Annotated in this window: 19 protein-coding genes; 6 read left to right on the forward strand and 13 right to left on the reverse strand. The window is 69.1% G+C overall.

All coding sequences use genetic code 11. The features are described from left to right. Positions 1-37: 37 nt before the first annotated feature. Genes ispG through dxr form a run of 3 tightly spaced genes read right to left on the reverse strand, consistent with a single transcriptional unit; the run spans position 38 to position 3,562 of the window. Positions 38-1,168, reverse strand: a complete 1,131-nt coding sequence (gene ispG / locus AB0A63_RS15750; RefSeq protein ID WP_360391496.1) for a flavodoxin-dependent (E)-4-hydroxy-3-methylbut-2-enyl-diphosphate synthase — start codon at positions 1,166-1,168, stop codon at positions 38-40. Between the two features lie 46 nt (positions 1,169-1,214). After that, positions 1,215-2,423 carry a site-2 protease family protein gene (locus AB0A63_RS15755; RefSeq protein WP_360390891.1) on the reverse strand — a complete coding sequence of 403 codons (1,209 nt, stop codon included), beginning with the start codon at positions 2,421-2,423 and terminating at the stop codon, positions 1,215-1,217. A gap of 8 nt (positions 2,424-2,431) precedes the next feature. After that, positions 2,432-3,562, reverse strand: a complete 1,131-nt coding sequence (dxr, locus tag AB0A63_RS15760; protein ID WP_360390893.1) for a 1-deoxy-D-xylulose-5-phosphate reductoisomerase — start codon at positions 3,560-3,562, stop codon at positions 2,432-2,434. Between the two features lie 135 nt (positions 3,563-3,697). On the opposite strand from dxr, the gene AB0A63_RS15765 reads away from it, so the two are divergent. Further along, complete coding sequence (locus tag AB0A63_RS15765; RefSeq protein ID WP_360390895.1) at positions 3,698-3,964, forward strand: GlsB/YeaQ/YmgE family stress response membrane protein; 267 nt, start codon at positions 3,698-3,700, stop codon at positions 3,962-3,964. 172 nt (positions 3,965-4,136) lie between these two features. Here the strand turns inward: AB0A63_RS15765 and AB0A63_RS15770 are convergent, their stop codons facing one another. From AB0A63_RS15770 to AB0A63_RS15785, 4 genes are all read right to left on the reverse strand, one after another. Continuing rightward, positions 4,137-4,787: a response regulator transcription factor gene (locus AB0A63_RS15770; RefSeq protein WP_360390897.1), complete on the reverse strand. Its 651-nt coding sequence runs from the start codon at positions 4,785-4,787 to the stop codon at positions 4,137-4,139. Continuing rightward, positions 4,784-6,388: a histidine kinase gene (locus AB0A63_RS15775; protein WP_360390900.1), complete on the reverse strand. Its 1,605-nt coding sequence runs from the start codon at positions 6,386-6,388 to the stop codon at positions 4,784-4,786. The genes AB0A63_RS15770 and AB0A63_RS15775 overlap by 4 nt, the downstream gene beginning before the upstream one ends. Positions 6,389-6,463: 75 nt before the next feature. After that, positions 6,464-7,270 carry an ABC transporter permease gene (locus AB0A63_RS15780; protein WP_360390903.1) on the reverse strand — a complete coding sequence of 269 codons (807 nt, stop codon included), beginning with the start codon at positions 7,268-7,270 and terminating at the stop codon, positions 6,464-6,466. After that, positions 7,267-8,106: an ABC transporter permease gene (locus AB0A63_RS15785; RefSeq protein ID WP_360390905.1), complete on the reverse strand. Its 840-nt coding sequence runs from the start codon at positions 8,104-8,106 to the stop codon at positions 7,267-7,269. The genes AB0A63_RS15780 and AB0A63_RS15785 overlap by 4 nt, the downstream gene beginning before the upstream one ends. Positions 8,107-8,204: 98 nt before the next feature. On the opposite strand from AB0A63_RS15785, the gene AB0A63_RS15790 reads away from it, so the two are divergent. Continuing rightward, entirely contained in the window at positions 8,205-9,335 is a 1,131-nt protein-coding gene (locus AB0A63_RS15790) for a cytochrome P450 (RefSeq protein WP_360390908.1), read from the forward strand. Here AB0A63_RS15790 and AB0A63_RS15795 read toward each other — a convergent pair. Both AB0A63_RS15795 and AB0A63_RS15800 read right to left on the reverse strand, forming a co-directional pair. Next, a complete protein-coding gene (locus AB0A63_RS15795) occupies positions 9,322-10,461 on the reverse strand; it encodes a spermidine/putrescine ABC transporter substrate-binding protein (protein ID WP_360390911.1) in 1,140 nt (379 codons plus the stop codon). The genes AB0A63_RS15790 and AB0A63_RS15795 overlap by 14 nt on opposite strands. Next, on the reverse strand, positions 10,454-11,593 hold the full coding sequence (locus tag AB0A63_RS15800) for an ABC transporter ATP-binding protein (RefSeq protein WP_360390914.1): 1,140 nt from the start codon (positions 11,591-11,593) through the stop codon (positions 10,454-10,456). The genes AB0A63_RS15795 and AB0A63_RS15800 overlap by 8 nt, the downstream gene beginning before the upstream one ends. A 155-nt stretch (positions 11,594-11,748) precedes the next feature. On the opposite strand from AB0A63_RS15800, the gene AB0A63_RS15805 reads away from it, so the two are divergent. Next, positions 11,749-12,006, forward strand: coding sequence for a DUF2631 domain-containing protein (locus tag AB0A63_RS15805; protein ID WP_360390916.1), 258 nt, complete (start codon positions 11,749-11,751; stop codon positions 12,004-12,006). Between the two features lie 7 nt (positions 12,007-12,013). On the opposite strand, the gene AB0A63_RS15810 is transcribed toward AB0A63_RS15805, so the two are convergent. Next, on the reverse strand, positions 12,014-12,916 hold the full coding sequence (locus AB0A63_RS15810; RefSeq protein ID WP_360390918.1) for an NADP-dependent oxidoreductase: 903 nt from the start codon (positions 12,914-12,916) through the stop codon (positions 12,014-12,016). 79 nt (positions 12,917-12,995) lie between these two features. Between AB0A63_RS15810 and AB0A63_RS15815 the strand changes: the two genes are divergently transcribed. Both AB0A63_RS15815 and AB0A63_RS15820 read left to right on the forward strand, forming a co-directional pair. Next, positions 12,996-13,382, forward strand: coding sequence for a helix-turn-helix domain-containing protein (locus AB0A63_RS15815; protein ID WP_360390921.1), 387 nt, complete (start codon positions 12,996-12,998; stop codon positions 13,380-13,382). A 159-nt stretch (positions 13,383-13,541) separates the two neighbouring features. Beyond that, positions 13,542-14,033: a carbonic anhydrase gene (locus AB0A63_RS15820; RefSeq protein WP_360390923.1), complete on the forward strand. Its 492-nt coding sequence runs from the start codon at positions 13,542-13,544 to the stop codon at positions 14,031-14,033. 103 nt (positions 14,034-14,136) lie between these two features. On the opposite strand, the gene AB0A63_RS15825 is transcribed toward AB0A63_RS15820, so the two are convergent. The 3 genes from AB0A63_RS15825 to rlmN all read right to left on the reverse strand — a co-directional run bounded on the left by AB0A63_RS15825 (position 14,137) and on the right by rlmN (position 15,989). Beyond that, positions 14,137-14,562, reverse strand: a complete 426-nt coding sequence (locus tag AB0A63_RS15825) for a type II toxin-antitoxin system VapC family toxin (RefSeq protein WP_360390925.1) — start codon at positions 14,560-14,562, stop codon at positions 14,137-14,139. Then, positions 14,559-14,804, reverse strand: a complete 246-nt coding sequence (locus tag AB0A63_RS15830) for a plasmid stabilization protein (RefSeq protein WP_360390927.1) — start codon at positions 14,802-14,804, stop codon at positions 14,559-14,561. Before AB0A63_RS15830 ends, AB0A63_RS15825 begins: the two co-directional genes overlap by 4 nt. A 78-nt stretch (positions 14,805-14,882) precedes the next feature. Beyond that, the gene (gene rlmN, locus AB0A63_RS15835) at positions 14,883-15,989 is read right to left on the reverse strand and encodes a 23S rRNA (adenine(2503)-C(2))-methyltransferase RlmN (protein ID WP_360390929.1); all 1,107 of its coding nucleotides are present in this window, start codon (positions 15,987-15,989) and stop codon (positions 14,883-14,885) included. A 185-nt stretch (positions 15,990-16,174) separates the two neighbouring features. Here rlmN and AB0A63_RS15840 point away from each other — a divergent pair, with 185 nt between their 5' ends. After that, positions 16,175-16,570, forward strand: a complete 396-nt coding sequence (locus AB0A63_RS15840; protein WP_360390932.1) for a PadR family transcriptional regulator — start codon at positions 16,175-16,177, stop codon at positions 16,568-16,570. Position 16,571 lies beyond the last annotated feature (1 nt).

Consider the following 16,571-nt stretch of genomic DNA (forward strand, 5'->3'; position numbering starts at 1 on the left):
CCTGTTGATGTTGAGTTGGGGGTACTCGCAGACGCCGTCAGCCGACCGTGACCGCCGGAGTGCCGCCCTCGACGGGCTCCATCTCCTCGGCGAGGCGCATCGCCTCCTCGATCAGCGTCTCCACGATCGCGTGCTCGGGCACGGTCTTGATGACCTTGCCCTTGACGAAGATCTGGCCCTTGCCGTTGCCCGACGCGACGCCCAGGTCGGCCTCGCGGGCCTCACCGGGGCCGTTCACGACGCAGCCCATGACGGCGACGCGCAGGGGGACCTCCATGCCCTCGAGACCGGCCGTGACCTGCTCGGCGAGGGTGTAGACGTCGACCTGGGCGCGGCCGCAGGACGGGCAGGACACGATCTCCAGCTTGCGCGGGCGCAGGTTGAGCGACTGGAGGATCTGGTGGCCGACCTTGATCTCCTCGACCGGCGGTGCGCTCAGCGACACCCGGATCGTGTCGCCGATGCCCTGCCGCAGCAGCGCGCCGAAGGCCACGGCCGACTTGATGGTGCCCTGGAACGCGGGACCGGCCTCCGTCACGCCGAGGTGCAGGGGGTAGTCGCACTGCTCGGCCAGCAGCTCGTAGGCGCGGATCATGACGACCGGGTCGTTGTGCTTGACCGAGATCTTGATGTCGTGGAAGTCGTGCTCCGCGAAGAGCGAGGCCTCCCACATCGCCGACTCGGCCAGCGCCTCCGGGGTCGCCTTGCCGTACTTCTGCAGCAGCCGCGGGTCGAGCGAACCCGCGTTGACGCCGATGCGGATCGGGGTGCCGTGGTCCTTGGCGGCGGCCGCGATCTCCTTCACCTGGTCGTCGAACTTGCGGATGTTGCCGGGGTTGACGCGCACGGCGGCGCACCCGGCCTCGATGGCGGCGAACACGTACTTCGGCTGGAAGTGGATGTCCGCGATCACCGGGATCTGCGACTTCCTGGCGATGGCGGGCAGCGCGTCCGCGTCGTCCTGAGACGGGCAGGCGACGCGCACGATGTCACAGCCGGCCGCGGTGAGCTCAGCGATCTGCTGGAGCGTCGCGTTCACGTCCGACGTGAGCGTCGTCGTCATCGACTGGACGGAGACGGGGAACTCGCTGCCGACACCGACGTTGCCCACCATCAGCTGCCTGGTCTTGCGACGTTCCGACAGCACCGGCGGCGGCAGTGCCGGCATTCCGAGCATCACGCCGTCACTCATGGGTTGTGCACCTTTCCGTAAGTCACTGCAACCTGATCGGGTTGACGATGTCGGCGGTCACGGTCAGCAGCGTGATGGCGCCGCCGAGGAAGATGACCACGTAGGTGAGCGGCAGCAGGCGCATGTAGTTGACCGGGGCGCCGGCGGGTTTCCCGCGCAGCTTCCTCACCCAGTCTCGCACCCGTTCGTAGAGGTTGACGGCGATGTGACCACCGTCAAGCGGCAGCAGCGGCAGGAGGTTGAACACACCCACGAAGAAGTTCAGGCCCGCGAGCATGAGCACGAAGAACGCCCACAGCCCGCGCTCGGCCGCGTCACCGCCCAGGCGGGAGGCACCGACGACGGAGATGGGGGTGTCCAGGTCGCGTTCGCCGCCGCCGATGGCCTTGACCACGGCCGGGATGCGCTCGGGGAAGCGCATGAGGCCCTTCCAGGTGTTCACGAACATGTCGCCGGTGAACGCCACGGCCGCGGGGACGGCCTCGACCGGCCCGTAGGTGAACGACTCCTTCGGCAGCACGCCGATCGCGCCGATCTCCTTGGTCTCCTTGCCGCCCTTGCCGTCGGTGAGGGTGCGGGTGACCTTGGCCACGTCGACGGTGACCGTCATCTCCTTGCCGTCGCGCAGGATCTTGAACTCGGTCGGGCCGGTGCGCTCGCGGGTGACCCGCTGCATGTCCGGCCACGTCGGCGTCTGCTGGCCGGCGATCGCGACGATCTCGTCACCGGGCTGCAGGCCGGCGTTCCTGGCGGGCGCGGGCGAGCCGGACGGGCACGAGCCGTCGGTGACGTTCGCGACCGGCACGCACGGCGTGACCTCCTGCAGCACCGGGAGGCCCTTGTTGTTCGGCAGGCCCAGCGACATCGCGAGGACCAGCAGGATGATGAAGCCGAGGATGAAGTGCGTGATGGAGCCCGCCGACAGCACGACGACGCGCTTCCACACCTTCTGGTTGTAGAACGCGCGCTTGCGGTCGTCCGGGTGCACCTCCTCCAGCGCCGTCATGCCGGTGATTTCGCAGAAGCCACCGGCCGGGATCGCCTTCAGGCCGTACTCGGTCTCGCCCTTGCGGAACGAGAAGAGCTTCGGGCCGAACCCGATGAAGTAGCGCGTGACCTTCATGCCGAAGGCCTTGGCGGTCAGCAGGTGCCCGAACTCGTGCAGCGCGATCGAGACCGCGATGCCGAACGCGAACAACAGCACCCCGAGGATGTTGATGAATGTGTTCACGGTGACGTTCAGTTCCTTCCGACCAGCTCGCGGGCGCGTGCGCGTGCCCAGTCCTCGGCGGCGAGGACCTCCGCCACATCGGCGGGGTCACTCTGCCAGTCGCCCGCCTCGCCGACGACTTGGCCGATGGTGTCGACGATGGACAGGAACGACGTCGCACCCGCGACGAAAGCTGCGAGGGCCTCCTCGTTCGCTGCGTTGTAGATCGCGGGCAGACACCCGCCCGCACCGCCCGCCTGCCGCGCGAGCTCGACCGCCGGGAACGTGACGTCGTCCAGCGGCTCGAACGTCCACGAGGTGGCGTTGTCAAAGGTACAGGCGGGTGCGGCACCGGCCACGCGGTCGGGCCAACTGAGACCGAGCGAGATGGGAAGCCGCATGTCAGGCGGCGAGGCCTGCGCGAGTGTAGAGCCGTCTGTGAACGTCACCATCGAGTGAATCACCGACTGCGGGTGCACCACCACGTCGATGCGGTCGTAGGGCACCTTGAACAGCAGGTGCGCCTCGATCAGCTCCAGCCCCTTGTTGACGAGGTTCGCCGAGTTGATCGTGACGACCTGGCCCATCGACCATGTCGGGTGCGCCATCGCCTGCCCGACGCTGACGTCCGCGAGCTCGGCGCGGGTCTTCCCGCGGAACGGCCCGCCGGACGCCGTCAGCACCAGCTTGTGCACCTCGTGCGCCGCGCCACCGCGCAGGCACTGGGCCAGGGCCGAGTGCTCGGAGTCGACGGGGACGATCTGGTCCGGCTTGGCCGCCTTCAGCACGAGGGGCCCGCCCGCGATGAGCGACTCCTTGTTCGCGAGCGCCAGCGTCGCGCCGGACTCCAGCGCCTTCAGCGACGGCTCGAGCCCGCGCGACCCGTCCATCCCGTTGAGGACGACGTCCGCGGGGCACGCCTCGATCAGGTCGACCATGCTGGTCAACGTCTTGACACCGGGCACCTGGGCACCGCTGGCCACCGCCACGACGGGCACGCCGAACTCGGCTGCCTGCTCCGCGAGCAGGTCAAGCTGACGTCCACCCGCACCGAGCCCGACCACCCTGAACTGGTCGCGGTTGCGGCGGATGACGTCGAGCGCCTGGGTGCCGACGGAGCCGGTCGAGCCCAGGATCAGGACAGTGCGTGGAGTACTCATCGCCCCTCATTGTTCCGGAGAGTGCCTGAGAGCCCGGCACAGCCCGCTACTTTGATAACGGAGTGGTTTTGGAGGTGTGAAGTCGCCAGTTCGGGGGCATTCCGTCCGCGTCAGGCAGATGGAAGGAGACTTTCCGTGGGCATCCTTGGATGGATCGTGCTCGGCCTGTTGGCCGGAGCCATCGCGAAGGCCGTCATGCCGGGGAAGGACCCCGGCGGAATCATCATCACGATGCTGCTCGGCATCGTGGGCGCGATCCTCGGTGGATTCATCGGATCGGCGCTCTTCGGGACCGACCTCGGTACGTTCTTCGATCTGCGCACGTGGCTGCTCGCCATCGTCGGATCGTTGATCCTGCTCGGCATCTACCGCCTCGTGACGGGGCGACGAAGCCGCGTGTAGGCGCACATGACGTTTGGGGCCGTTCGGGTGACACCCGAACGGCCCCTTCGTGTTGTTTGGCGCTCGCTTCGCTCGCGCGGCGGGTTCGCCGGGAAGCTGGTCGCGAACCCGCAACCAGGCCGGACTCAGCCGCAATCGCTTGCGCCCGCTTGCGCGGCGTGCCGGGAGCGGACTAGCCCGCCAGGCCCGCATCGCGTGCCAGCAGTGCCGCCTGCACCCGGTTCGTCAGCCCCAGCTTGGCCAGCAACCGCGACACGTACGTCTTCACCGTCGCCTCGGACATGTGCAGCTTGGCCCCGACGTCCGCGTTGGACATCCCCTGCCCCAGCAGCGCCAGCACCTCGACCTCGCGCTCGGTCAGCCCCGCGACGGCCTTCTGCGCCTCCTGCCGCTTCGGCTGCCCGGAGGTCGCGACCATGCCGACGACCCGTGACGTGACCATGGGTGACAGATAGGCCTCGCCGTTGTGCACCGCGCGCACGGCGCGCAACAGCTCCTCGGGCGCCGAGTCCTTCAAGAGGAACCCAGCCGCGCCGTCGGACAGCGCGCGCACGATGTTCTCGTCCTCGCCGAAGGTCGTCAGCATGACGACGCGCACGGACGGTGCCACGACGCGCAGTTCGCGCGCGCAGGCAAGGCCGTCCATGCGGGGCATGCGGATGTCGAGCACGGCCACGTCGACGCGGCGTTCGCGCACGATCTGCACGGCCTCGCGGCCGTCGCCGGCCTCCGCCACCAGCTCGATGTCGTCGGCGGTGCCGAGGATGGCCTTGATGCCCGAGCGCATCAACGGCTCGTCGTCGGCGATGAGCACCCGGATCATGGCTCGTTCCTCTGGACGTGGATCTTCTTCTCGACCAGCTTGCCGTCCTTGAAGCAGAAACGCACCACCCGGGTGCCCTTCGCGAGGTACGACTGCTCGTCGGTGATGTGGTAGACGCACCGGGAGCCGGGTGGCTCGGGGGTGGCCTGGGAACGGCGTTCACCGTCGCCGACCAGGGGTTCGTCACCCGCGGGCAGCAGGGCCATCACCTCGGGCTCCGGCTGGCCCACCGAGATGCTGTCGAGGGTCTGCCCCGACACGACCTCGGTGACCGGCTGCGCGCCGAGGTAGGTGAAGCCGCCGATGATGACGGACAGCACCAGGGACGCGCCCGCGATGGAGCCGATGCCGGCCCACTTGCGCAGGCGGCCGGGTGACTGGGTCTCCTCCTGCTCGTCCTCGGGGTCGTCGGGGAGCGGGGCTTCCTCGTACGGCAGCACGGCGGCGATGCGGAAGCCACCGGACGGTAGCGCGCCCACGTGCAAGATGCCGCCGGCAACGCGCACGCGTTCGCTGAGACCGATCAGGCCGACGCCCGGCTCACCGGTCGATGAACCGTTGCGGGACGGGTTGTTGCGCACCTCCACGACGAGTGCGTCCGGCTCGTACTTCACCGTCACCTGCACGGCCGCTCCAGGCGCGTGCTTGGCCGCGTTCGTGAGGCCTTCCTGTGCGACGCGATAGGCGGCGTGAGAGACACGGGACGGCAACGGGTGCGCTTGCCCGCCACGGACCAGGCTGACGAGCACGCCTGCCTTGCGCGCGTCGGCCACCAACGAGTCGATGGACTCCGCTGTGCGTGTCGCGGGGTCGTCGTCGGGGCCGTCTTCCGCGCGCAGCACCCCGATGATCGACCGCAGCTCGCCCATTCCGGTCAACGCCGCCGAGCGCAGCACGCCGATCGCCTCGCGCTGCTTCTCCCCCAGCGACGGGTCCAGCGCCAGCGCGCCGGCGTGCACGGAGATCAGCGACAGGCGGTGGCCGAGGCTGTCGTGCATGTCCTGGGCGATGCGGCTGCGTTCGCGCAGGCGCACCTGCCGCGACAGCAGCCGGTGTTCGCCGCGCATCCGCGCCTCGCGGTCCTGCATGGCCTGCACGAGCGCCTCGCGCTGGGCGAGGTAGCGGCCGACGAGGAACGGCAGCGCCACGGCCACGCCGAAGATCGTGATCAGGATGAGCATGCCGTAGACGGGTTCGATCTCCAGCGGCCGCGCGTCCCAGTCCCACAGCAGCACCACGACGACGAACGTGATCGCCGTCGACACCACCGCCTTGACCCACGACTCGATCCGGCGGCCGGCCGTGTAGCTCAGCACCACCATCAGCGCCGCCCCGATGAACGGGATCGCCGCGGCCGCGATCATCACCGTCGCGGGCAGCGCGTGCCGCAGCGGCAGGAGCACCAGGTAGACGGCGAAGTAGGCGGCGAGCAGCCAGCCCGTCACCCGCTGCTCGGCCCACGGGCCGGGCCAGAGGTCCAGCAGGACGACGGCGACCGCGACGAGCACGTCCCCGGCGACCCGCACGGGCGTCAGCGCCCTGAACCGCGCCAGGTTGTCGGCGACGAACGCCTCGGCCCTGGCCCGCACAGCAGTAGTCACGCGGTCCAAGCTACGAGACGTCCCACCACCGCGCGGCACGCTGGAGTATCGGTTTCCCGCGACGAAAGTTGACCCTCAGACCAGCTGCGCGGTGGACCCGGCCCTCCGCGCCCGCCACGACGCGAGCACCACACCGATGATCAGCAGCAGGGCCGTGGCCGCCACCATCAACGTCGACAGCGCCACGACCTCCGGCGAGATGCCCCGCTTCGAGGCCTGCGCGTAGACGAACACCGGCAGCGTCGTCGACCCGACACCGGTCAGGTACGACGAGATCACCACGTCGTCGAACGACAGCAGGAACGCGAACGCCGCACCCGCCACCACCGCGGGCGCGACCAGCGGCAGCGTCACGGTCCGGAACGCCACGAACGGCGACGCCCCGAGGTCGGCCGCGGCCTCCTCCAGCCGGACGTCCATCCCGGACACCCGCGACCGCACCACGACGACGACGAAGCTGAGCGAGAACGCCACGTGCGCGAGCAGCAACGCCCCGAACCCGAGCGGGATTCCGGCAAGCTTCACGAAGAACCCCAGCATCGCCACACCCATGACGACCTCGGGCACCACGAGCGGCAACGACAGCAAGACCGTCCACAGCCCACGACCGGGGAACGCGCGCCGCAACCCGAAGGCCGCCAACGTGCCGATGACCGTCGAGATCACCGCGGACGCCAACGCCAGCTGGAGCGTCAGCTGCAACGACTCCAACACGCGGGTGTCGCGGAACAGCTCCTCGTACCACCGCGTCGACACGCCGCTGATGCGCGACAACGACCGCGAGGAGTTGAACGACGCGATGGCGAGCCACACGATCGGCGCGTACAGGAACACGAACACGAGCAGAGCGACCGCACCGAGCGCCCACGGCCGACGGTTCACAGCACGTCCTCCCCACGCCGCCCGCGCAACACGAGCACGAGCACCACCAGCACGAGCAGCAGCACCGCCATCGCCGACCCCAGCGGCCAGTTGTTGCCGCCGCGGAACTGGTCGTCGATCACCGACCCGAACGTCGACTGGTCGACCCCGCCGAGCAGCTTCGGCGTGACGAAGTCACCCGCCGAGGGCACCAGGACCAGCAACGACCCGGCCAGCACGCCGGTGAGCACGCCCGGCAGCACGATCCGGAAGAACGTCGACACCCGCCCGTGCCCGAGGTCGTACGACGCCTCCACCAGCCGGAAGTCGAACCGCTCGCACGCCACGTAGAGCGGCAGCACCATGAACGGCAGAAACCCGTACGTGAGCCCGAGGACCACCGCGCCGTGCGTGAGCAGGAAGCCGCCGTCGCGGTCGAGCCCCACCCAGCCGAGCACGGTGTTGACCAAGCCCTCCCCGTCGAGCAGCGCCTTCCACGCGTAGATCCGCGCGAGGTAACTCGACCAGAACGGGATCAGCACCGCCGCCAGCAACGCCGTCCGGTATCGGCCGCCGTGCCGCGCGATGAACCACGCCAGCGGGAACCCGAGCAGCAGGCACGCGACCGTCGTCGCCACCGCGTAGACCAGCGTCCGCCCGAAGATCGGCAGGAACGCCGGGTCCAGCGCCGTCAGGTAGGCCTGCGTCGTCCACGGCAGCACCGCGCGGGCCACGCCGGTGTCCCGCGTCGCGAAGCTGAACTGGACGACGAGCGCGAGCGGTGCGATCAGGAAAATCCCCAGCCACAGCCCGGTGGGCGTGAGCAGGGCGTTGGCCTTCAGCCAGCGTCGGAGCACGAGCGCACATCCTGCCACGTGCCCGCTCCCGTACCGTGGTGGTCAAGGTTGTCGGCAGGACCACATGCCGCAGTCGCTTCCCGGCAAGGGGGTAAGCGGTGCTGGAGCAGCTGAACGGCCATGAAGACCCACATCCGATCTACGAACGGATCCGCGCACGGGGACCGCTGACGCGCGACGGCGGCCTGTGGACCACGACCAGCCACTCGCTGGTGAACAAGATCCTGCGCGACCGCCGCTTCGGCGTGCGATACGCCAACGGCACCTATCCGGGCACGCCGAACGTGCTGTCCGGGTCGTTCCTGGAGCTGGACCCGCCCGACCACACCCGGTTGCGCAGGCTGGCCGCGCCCGCGTTCAGCCCGAAGAAGATCGACGGGTACCGGCCGCGGGTCGAGGAGGTCGCCGGCGCGCTGCTCGACCGGGCCGGTGCCGAGTTCGACCTGATGAGCGACTTCGCGCAACCGCTGCCGATCGCGGTGATCAGCGAGCTGCTCGGCATCCCGGACGCCGACACCGGCGACTTCGCGCACTACGGCCGTCTCGTCGCGGAGTCGTTCGACGGCAGGGTCTCCCCCGAGAAGGACAAGGCCGACGACCGGGTCTTCGCGTTGTTCGAGCGGCTCATCGCCGAACGCAGGACGCGGCCCGGCGACGACGTGATCAGCGCGCTCGTGGCCGCGGAGGCGGAGCAGGAGCTCACCGTGCCGGAGTTGCTGAGCACGCTGGCGCTGTTGCTCATCGCGGGCTTCGAGACGACGGTCAACCTGATCGGCAACGGCGTGCGCGCGTTGCTCGACCACCCGGCGCAGTGGGCGTTCTTCACAGCGCACCCCGGCATCGCGCCCGACGTGGTCGAGGAGACGCTGCGCTGGGCGCCGCCCGTGCAGTTCACCACCCGGCTCGCGCACGAGCCGGTCACGTTGTCGGGTGAGGAGATCGGCGTGGACGAGGGTGTCCACCTGCTCCTCGCCGCCGCGAACCGGGACCCGCGGGTCTACCCGGAGCCGCACCGCTTCGACGTGATGCGGGTGCAGCAGCCGGAGCACCTGGCGTTCTCCAGCGGCCTCCACTACTGCCTGGGCGCGGCGCTCGCGCGGCTGGAGGGCGAGGTCGCGTTCCGCGCGATCGCGCGTGCGGCGCCGGACCTGCGGCTGGCGGGTCCGGCGACGTTCCGCGAGTCGGTGCTGATCAGGGGGATGCTGAGCCAGCCGGTCAGCCGGTCTTGACCTTCGTCCAGGCGTCGGCGTACCGCGCCTCGACGTCACCACCGAGGTCCTTGGTGAACGGCAGCTTCTTCAGCTGCTCCTCCGACGGGTAGACCAGCGGGTCGTCCAGCAGCTCCTTGTCGATCAACGGCTTGGCGGCCGCGTTCGGGCTGCCGTAGCGCACGGCGTTGGACAGCGCGGCGCCGGTCTCGGCACCGAGGATGTAGTCGATGAACCGGTGCGCGTTCTCGGCGTGCGGCGCGTCCTTCGGGATGACCAGCAGGTCCACGTAGGACAGTCCGCCCTCGGACGGGATGGCGTACGCCACGTCCTCGCTGGTCTCACGCGCCTGGAACGCGTCACCGGAGTAGGCCTGCGCCAGCCGCACCTGGCCGGAGGTGAGCGGCTCGATCACGTCGGAGGTGATCTGACCGAGCTTCTTCTTCAACGACAGCAAGAAGTTCGCCGCGTCGTCGATCTGCTTCGCGTCGGTGGTGTTCGGGTCGTGACCGAGCCCCAGCAGGCCCAGCGCCATGCCGTCGCGCGCCTCGTCGAGGATCGTGCTGCGGCCCTGCGCGTTCGGCAGGTCGTAGGCGGAGAACCCGGTGACGTCGCCGCCGATCTGCGACTTCGAGTACGCGAGACCGGTCGTGCCCCACGCCCACGGCACCGAGTACCTGTTGCCGGCGTCGTAGTCGGCCTCGACGAACCGCTTCTCCAGGTTCTTCAGGTTCGGCAGCGACGAGTGGTCCAGCGGCTGCAGCAGGCCCGAGCGCAGGAACCGGCGCAGGAAGTTGTCCGACGGCACCACCAGGTCGTAGCCCGCGGAGCCGGAAGCGATCTTGGCTTCCATCTCGTCGTTGGTGGAGAAGTTGTCGTAGGTGACCTGGATGCCGGTCGCGGTCTGGAAGCCCGGCAGGGTGTCCTTCGCGATGTAGTCGGTCCAGTTGTAGAAGTTGAGCTTGAGCTCGTCCTTCAGGTTCTTGGCCTTCGCCGCGGCCGAGGTGGCACCGCCGGTCGTCGGCGCCTCACCGACACCGCAGGCGGCCAGCGCGAAGAACGTCATCGAGCCCAGCATCGTGCGCCGGGTCACCCGCGCTGAGTCGTTGTCCCACAGACGGGCGATCCGGACGTTCTTGTCAGTCATCAGCCTTCTCCAGCAGCACGGTGAACTCGGGGTCCCACGCCATCCGCACCGGTTGTCCCGGCGCGCCCGCGTCGTCGATGCGCTGGGCGTTCTGCACGAACGCCACCAGCTCTCCCACCGGGGTGTCCACGACGAACTGGGTCGACACGCCCGTGTAGACGACGTCGTGCACCACGCCCTGGAGCACGCACCAGCCCGTGGGCGGTTCCGCGGTCTCGTTGAACAGGTGCACCTTCTCCGGGCGCACGGTCGCGGCGACCTTCTGCCCGTGGGCGGCGCTGCCGGTCAGCCGCGCGCGCAACCGGGTGGCGCCGGGAGCGGTCAGCTCGGCGAAGCCGCCGTCCACTCCGGACACCTCGGCGTCCAGGATGTTGGACGTGCCGATGAACCCGGCGACGAACCGGGTGGCGGGGCGTTCGTAGACGTCCTCGGGGTAGCCGACCTGCTCGATCTTGCCGGCGTTCATCACGGCGATGCGGTGCGAGAGGACCAGCGCCTCCTCCTGGTCGTGCGTGACGTAGAGGAACGTCGTGCCGACCTCGCGCTGGATGCGCATCAGCTCGATCTGCAGCTCCTTGCGCAGCTTCGCGTCGAGCGCGCCGAGCGGTTCGTCGAGCAGGAGCAGCTGCGGACCGGCCGCCAGCGCCCGCGCGATGGCGACGCGCTGCTGCTGGCCGCCGGAGAGCTGGGCGGGCCTGCGCTGCGCGAACTGCGACAGCCGCACGAGCTCCAGGTGCTCGCCGACGCGCTTGCGCAGCTCCTCGCCGCGCAGCTTCTTGCGCTTGAGGCCGTAGGCGACGTTGTCCCACACGGACATGTGCGGGAACAGCGCGTACGACTGGAAGACGGTGTTGACGTCCCGCCGGTACGGGGGGACGCCCACCATGTCGTTGCCGTCGAGCTCGATGCGGCCCTCGTCCGGGTCGACGAATCCGGCGATCATGCGCAGCACCGTGGTCTTGCCGCAGCCGGACGGGCCGAGCACGGAGAAGAACTCGCCCTCGTGGACGTCGAGCGAGATCCCGTCGACCGCCACCTGGTCGGAGAAGCGCTTGCGCACCCCGTGCAGGCCGATCTCGACGGGGGCGGACGTGTCCGGGGTGGAGCCCTCGGCGGGGGAGAAGCCGGTCAAGTCGGTGGCGCCTTCGCAGGGTGGGACGGGTGGGCCGCGCTAACGGTAACGGTGCACGACCCCGCTGATAAGGCGTGCGCGCGCGACCTCACACATCCGCGCGCGTCCCCGTGTGCGACGATGACCAGGTAACCGGATGAGCAGTGGAGGAAACCGTGGCTTCGTCCTCGGAACTGGACAAGCGTCCTGCCGTCGACCCTCACGAGGAGCCGTCGCACGAGTGGGGCTGGCACGGCACGCTGCCCAAGGGCACCCGGATCGCCGGCTGGCTCTCCGCGATCTTCTGCTTCCTGATGCTGATCGGCAACCACCACGGTCGCATCGAGAACATCTACCTCGTCGCCACCGGCGTGGTGATCATCGCCCTGCTGGTGTGGGACATGGCGCGCCGCAAGACGTCCTGGCGGCGCTAGTCCCCCGTCAGACCTCCAGCACGAGCTTGCCCCGGGTGCGACCCTTCTCGCCCAGGGCATGCGCTTGTCCGGCCTCCTCCAGCGGGAACGTCGCGTCGACGTGCACCCGCAGCGCACCGGACTCGACCAGCGCGGTGATCGCCTCCAGGCCCGCGCGGTCCGGCTCGACGAGGATCGGGCTGGTCCTGATGTCGTCGCGGTGGCCGACGGCGACCCCCGACGGCACGCCGACGAAGAGCCCACCGGGCTTGACCGGTGCCGACGAGCTGCCGCCGACCAGGTCGACGAGCACGTCGACGTCGCGGCCCCCGTACTCGGCGACCGTGTAGTCGACCACCTCGTCCACGCCGAGGTCCTTCAGGAACGCGTGCTTCTGCGCCCGTGCCGTCCCGATCACGTGCGCGCCGCGGGCCTTCGCGATCTGCACCGCGAGGTGCCCCACTCCCCCGGCCGCCGCGGTGACCAGCACCTTCTGCCCCGGCTGGACGTCGGCGGTGTCGGCCAGGACCTGCCACGCGGTGAGCGCGGCGAGCGGCAGCGCGGCCGCCTCGACGTGGGTGAGGCCCTGCGGCTTGCGCGCGAAGTGGCGCGACGGGGCGGTGACGTACTCGGCGTAGGCGCTCGCGGCGTGCGGGAAGCGCGGCATGCCGTAGACCTCGTCACCGGGCTTGAGGGTCGTGACGCCGAAGCCGACCTCCTCGACCACGCCGGACACGTCCCAGCCCAGCACGAGCGGGAACGTCTGCAACCCGGCCATGCCACCGCCGGCGCGGGTCTTCCAGTCGACCGGGTTGATGCCGGCCGCGTGCACCCTGACCAGCACCTCCGTCGGAACGGGCGTGGGCTTGGGCAGGTCGATGAGGGTCAGGACCTCTGGTCCGCCGAACTCGGTCTGGCTGATCGCTCGCATGTGCACAAGCTTGCGTGACCTGGTCACCGTTCGCAATCAGGCACTAGTTTGTGCACTGGGTACCTGATAGAAACTAGCCGTGATCAGGAACGTTTACTCGAAGATGTGCCCGTGCCGCGACCTGCTGGACATGGTCGCGTCGAAGTGGACGGCCCTGGCGATCGGCGCGATGGAGAACGGACCGGTGCGCTTCGGCGAGATGAAGCGCGAACTGGAGGGCATCAGCCAGAAGATGCTCACGCAGACGTTGCGCGCGCTCGAACGCGACGGGCTCGTCACGCGCACGGTGTACCCCACGGTGCCGTTGCGCGTGGAGTACGAGCTCACCGAACTGGGCCGCAGCGTGATCGAACCGCTCGCGGCGCTGCGGGTGTGGGCGCAGCAGAACTACGACTCGGTCGCCGAGGCGCGCGAGACGTTCGACAACACCGCGCCCGTCGGCCTGGAGCCCGCCACCACCCGTTGAGGGGTCAGCAGCCGTCGCGTCCGCGAGGTGGTCTGTCCCCGACCTGATCGGTCTCCGCTCTTTCTGCTGCGGAGCCATTCCCAGCCCATGGGCACTGTTGCAGGTATGCGCATGCGGCAGTTGGCTCATCGACATACGTCCAGGTGAAAGGACCAGATCATGTCGGTGACCGACGAGTTGCTCGCCCACAACGCCACCTACGCCGCCCAGTTCTCCGGCCCTCTGCCCCTACCGCCCTCGAAGCAGGTCGCCGTGGTGGCGTGCATGGACGCGCGCCTCGACGTCTACCGCGTGCTCGGGCTGAACGAGGGCGAGGCGCACGTGATCCGCAACGCCGGCGGCGTCGTGACCGAGGACGAGATCCGCTCGCTCGCGATCAGCCAGCGGCTGCTCGGAACCAGGGAGATCATCCTCATCCACCACACCGACTGCGGCATGCTGACGTTCACGGACGACGACTTCAAGCGCTCGATCCAGCAGGACGTCGGCGTGAAGCCGCCCTGGGCCGCCGAGGCGTTCGCCGACCTGGAGGAGGACGTCCGCCAGTCGATCGCGCGCATCACCGGCAATCCGTTCGTGCCGGTCAAGGACTCCGTACGAGGCTTCGTGTTCGACGTGGCCACCGGGGCCTTGACCGAGGTGGAACCGTAGACCTCCGACGCTGCCGGCCAGGCCCTGGCCGAGACCTCGGTCCGGGCCGAGCGGCGTGCGGGCCGCAGGCCGCGGCGATCTCCTGCCCGCGTGTCTCGCACGGTCAGTCGGCGTCGCGCCACGGGTTCAGCAAGGTGATCCCCGTGTCTGCGAAGTCCTTGATGTTGCGGGTGGCCAAGCACGCCGCAAAGCGGCGGCAGATCGCGGCGATCTGCGCATCCGCCATGCTGATCGGGGAGCCTTGTTCCTCGCGTTCCGCTGCGATCTCGCCGTAGTACGTGGCCGCCACGCCGTCGAACGGCAGGATCTGCCCCTGGAAATCCTCAGCCAGGAGTTCTGAGACCTTGACCGCGAGCGCGGATTTACGTTGACCGTCCGGCATTCGCTCAACGCCGTACGCGAGCTCGGCAGCTGTGACGGCGGTGATGAAGACTTCGTCGGCCGGGTACCGATCCACCCAGCGGACCACCTCGTCGTTCGGAACCTGCCGCATGAGTTCGGAAACGACGTTGGTGTCAAGAACGATCACTCGGGAAACTCCGCCGCTCGCGCCGACTCAGCACGCCGGGGCAGTTCGAACGAGACTTCATCGATATCGGTGAAGCGTTGCCGAATCCTCGTTCCCATACCAGGCCCCGAGTCGGACTTGGTCAACACAGCGGCGAGGATCGCACGCACCTCAGCTTCCATCGATCGGCCGTGTTCAGCCGCACGAATTCTCAGCTTCGCCTTCAGGCTCTCGTCGAAGTCACGGATCGTGAGGACCGCCATGACCCACCTCCAATGCTGTCATTGCAGTCAATGCTAGCACTCAAAGGCTCGTAGTTGTGGTCATGCCCGCCCGACAGGTCAGCCTTCAGCGGCGAGCTGACCGCAGGCCGCCGCGATCTCCTGCCCGCGCGTGTCCCGCACGGTGCACTCGACACCCTGCTCCCGCACCCGCCGCACGAACTCCCGCTCCACCGGCTTCGGCGAGGCGTCCCACTTCGAGCCCGGCGTCGGGTTCAGCGGGATCAGGTTCACGTGCACGAGCTGCCCGAGGTGCTTGCGCAGCTTCTTGCCGAGCAGGTCGGCCCGCCAGCCCTGGTCGTTGATGTCGCGGATCAGCGCGTACTCGATGCTGACCCGGCGCCCGGTCTGGTCGGCGTACCCGCGGGCTGCCTCCAGGACCTCGGCCACGTCCCAGCGGGTGTTGACCGGCACCAGCGTGTTGCGCAGCTCGTCGTCCGGCGTGTGCAGCGACACCGCAAGCCTGACCTGCAGCTTCTCCTCGGTCAGCTTCTTGATCGCGGGCACCAGTCCGACCGTCGACACGGTGACGGTGCGCTGCGAGATGCCCAGCCCGTCCGGCGCCGGCGCGGTGATGCGGTGCACGGCCTCGATCACGCGCTTGTAGTTCGCGAGCGGCTCACCCATGCCCATGAACACGATGTTCGACAGCCGGCCGGGCCCACCGGGCAGCTCGCCGTCGCGCATCGCCGCGGCACCCAGGCGCACCTGGTCCACGATCTCCGCGGTCGACAGGTTGCGCTGCAGACCGCCCTGACCGGTCGCGCAGAACGGGCAGGCCATGCCGCAGCCGGCCTGCGAGGAGATGCACAGCGTCGCGCGGTCCGGGTAACGCATGAGGACGCTCTCGATGAGCGTGCCGTCGTGCGCGCGCAGGAGCGTCTTCGCGGTCGTGCCTTCGTCGGTGGTGACCTTGCGCACGACCGTGAACAGCGGCGGCATCAGGTCGGCGACGAGCTTGTCGCGCGTGGCGGCCGGGATGTCGGTCATCTCGGCCGGGTCCACGGTCAGGCGGCTGAAGTAGTGGTTCGACAGCTGCTTGGCGCGGAACGGCTTCTCACCGAGGGCGGACACCGCCTCGGCGCGTTGCGCGGGCGTGAGGTCGACCAGGTGGCGCGGCGGCAGGCCGCGCTTGGGCGCGTCGAAGACGAGGGGAAGCGAGGTCATAGCACATCCAGTGTCCCACGAACTTCGCCAACACAAGACCGTTGCATCGCGATAGCTTCCGATATATCGTTAACGACATGATGATGAGACCACACCACAGGAACCGCGTTCACAGGCACCGCCACGGCCCGTTCGGAGGCGGTGGCAGGGGCGGCCGCCAACGGCGCGGCAACGTCCGTGCGGCTGTGCTGTCCTTGCTGGCAGAACGCCCGATGCACGGCTACGAGATCATCCAGGAGATCGCCCGGCGCACCGGCGGCGGCTGGAGCCCGAGCCCCGGCTCGGTCTACCCGACACTGCAGATGCTGGCCGACGAGGGCCTGATCTCCTCCGCAGAAGAAGGAGGCAAGAAGCTGTTCACCCTCACCGAGCACGGCAGGACGGAGCACACGGCCCCGCCCTGGCGCGACATCAACTTCCAGCTCGACCCGGTCGACGGCGAGCTGCGCACCGCGATCCGGCTGCTCGGCAGCGCGATGGAGCAGATCTCCCACGCGGGCACGCCCGAGCAGAAGGCCCGTGCCGTCGAGCTCTACAACGAGCTGCGGCGCAAGCTCTACGCCATCCTCGCCGAGGAGTGAC

The organism is Lentzea sp. NPDC042327 (assembly GCF_040647275.1).
Classification (GTDB): domain Bacteria; phylum Actinomycetota; class Actinomycetes; order Mycobacteriales; family Pseudonocardiaceae; genus Lentzea.